The 2058-nt window shown below is 66.5% G+C and carries 3 protein-coding genes; 1 reads left to right on the top strand and 2 read right to left on the bottom strand.

Translation table 11 applies throughout. The features are described from left to right. Positions 1-91: 91 nt before the first annotated feature. A complete protein-coding gene (locus ACIPEK_RS46550) occupies positions 92-928 on the bottom strand; it encodes a prohibitin family protein (RefSeq protein WP_402009088.1) in 837 nt (278 codons plus the stop codon). Then, complete coding sequence (locus ACIPEK_RS46545) at positions 829-1437, bottom strand: hypothetical protein (RefSeq protein ID WP_402009085.1); 609 nt, start codon at positions 1435-1437, stop codon at positions 829-831. Before ACIPEK_RS46545 ends, ACIPEK_RS46550 begins: the two co-directional genes overlap by 100 nt. 262 nt (positions 1438-1699) lie before the next feature. On the opposite strand from ACIPEK_RS46545, the gene ACIPEK_RS46540 reads away from it, so the two are divergent. Continuing rightward, the coding region (locus ACIPEK_RS46540; protein WP_402009082.1) for an IS6 family transposase at positions 1700-2058 on the top strand (359 nt) is incomplete at its 3' end.

The raw sequence follows: 2058 nt of genomic DNA, 5'->3' as shown, positions 1-2058 counted from the left end.
ATCCGCCGCTACATCATCTGGCGAAACCGCAATGCCGACAACCGGCACCTACGCGCCGTCGTGGACAGGGCAAACGTTGCCTGATCCGGCACTAGTTCTTGCTGCCGTCAATGATGACCGGCGTACCTCCCGAGTCCGTGCCGCAGGGCACCGCGTACACCGGGTGGGACTTCGCGGCCTCCTTGTAGGCGTCCAAACACTGGTTGTAGAGCACCTTGTTGCTCAGCGACCGCTCGATGATCTTGTTGGCGCCGGCGATCCCCTCCGCCTCGATCCGCTTGCGCTCCGCCTCTGCCTTGGCCGTACGCGCCCCCTCGGTCGCGCGCTCGGTGGCCTGCTCCTGCTGGATCTTCTTGTCGATCTGCTCCTGCAGCTTGTCCGACGGCTTCACATTGCGCAGGTTGACGGCCGTGACGTCGATGCCGCGCGGTGCCAGGCGATCCTTGATGAGCGTGTCGATCTCCGAGCCGATCTGCTCCCGGGCCGAGGCGTAGCCCTCCTCGCTGGTGTGCTTCGCGAAGACGTTGCGGATGATCTCGCGGCTGTCCGGCACCACCAGCCGCTCCTGGATGGCCTCTTCGGAGCCTGCCAGCCGGTAGAGCGCGACGGCCTTCGAGGGCACCACGGCCCACTTGATCGTGACGTCTGCGTACAGCACACCTCCCTGCGCGGAGCGGACCTCGACCGTGTCCTTGTCGTGGAGGTCGAGGTCCACCGGGCGGGTGGAGAAGGACGTGACGTCGGTGAACGGCGACTTTAAGTGGACCCCGGAGGTCAGCGGGGTGCCGACACTCCCGAGGGTCACCGGGACCCCTACCTCGTACGCGCTCACGACGTAGAAGCAGGCGAAGGCGCCCGCCAGGATGCCGACGACAGTGCTGAGCGCGGCGCCCAGCTTCCAGCCCCCGGTGCGGCCACGGCCGACCACGAACAGCACGACTGCCGCAATGAGCAGCAGGATGGCCAGTACGAACACAGTTCTCCCCCTCCGAACGACCGCCGCCGCCTCCGGGCGGCGCGCAGCGCATCGTAACGAGCCTGATGACAGAGCGCGGGGCAGTAATGGTTCCCGGCGAAGAAGACCTCCGCACGGGGCCGGCCTGGGACGTCCTTGACGTCGAGGGCGTTGACCAGCCAGCACTCCAGACCTCGCGATTCGAGCAGGAAGAAGTACGGCTTCCAGTAGGTCAAGGTGGTCTCCATGACCACGCGGGTGACGCCCTGGCAGATCAGGTGGTCGGCCAGGTCCAGGATCGCGCCGCTGGTCGCGACGGTGTTGAAGACCTGTTGCACACGTTTGCCGGGCTTGTCCTCGTGCGGCACGCGTACGCAGACCATGCCCGATGCCTTGGCGATATCGATCGAGGCGACCCGTGCTATGAGCTCCTCGGCCTGCTCGATCTCCTCGATGTCACTGCTGTCGTCGGTGTCCGCCATGCGCCACCGGCGTGCTCGATGGCAACAGTGCGTGGCCCCTCTGCGGCCCCGGCACCAGACTGACCTACGGGCTCAACGTCCCAACGAGCGACCGGCATCGGCGGGCAGGCGCCGCAGCCATGTTTTCACGCCGGCAAGGCGCACCCGAAGGGAACATGGGGACTGACCTGCAGCCCCGTCGATGAGCGCAGTTGGAGGCACTGTCACGTTGGCTGGCCGGGTGGGATGATCTTCGGGTTGATCATGGTGGAGGGGGTTGCCCGTGGGCAGTACGCCGCCGCCGTACAAGGGGCACCGGTACCCAGTCGAGATCATCGCGCACTGCGTGTGGCTGTACTTCCGCTTCCCGCTCAGCCTACGCGAGGTCGAGGAGCTGATGCTGCAGCGCGGCGTGATCGTCTCCCACGAGACCGTCCGCCGCTGGTGCCTGAAGTTCGGGCAGTCCTACGCCAACGGCCTGCGCCGCCGACGGCCCCGGCCCGGCGACAAGTGGCATCTGGACGAGGTCTTCATCAAGATCAACGGAGAGCAGAAGTACCTGTGGCGGGCCGTTGACCAGGACGGCAACGTGCTCGACATCCTCGTACAGAACCGGCGGGACACCGCTGCGGCCAGGCGGTT

Origin of the sequence: Streptomyces sp. NPDC088246 (assembly GCF_044741025.1) — a bacterium.
GTDB lineage: Bacteria > Actinomycetota > Actinomycetes > Streptomycetales > Streptomycetaceae > Streptomyces.
The sequence above is the reverse complement of the archived record's forward strand: the minus strand, read 5'-3'. Positions and strand labels throughout refer to the sequence as shown.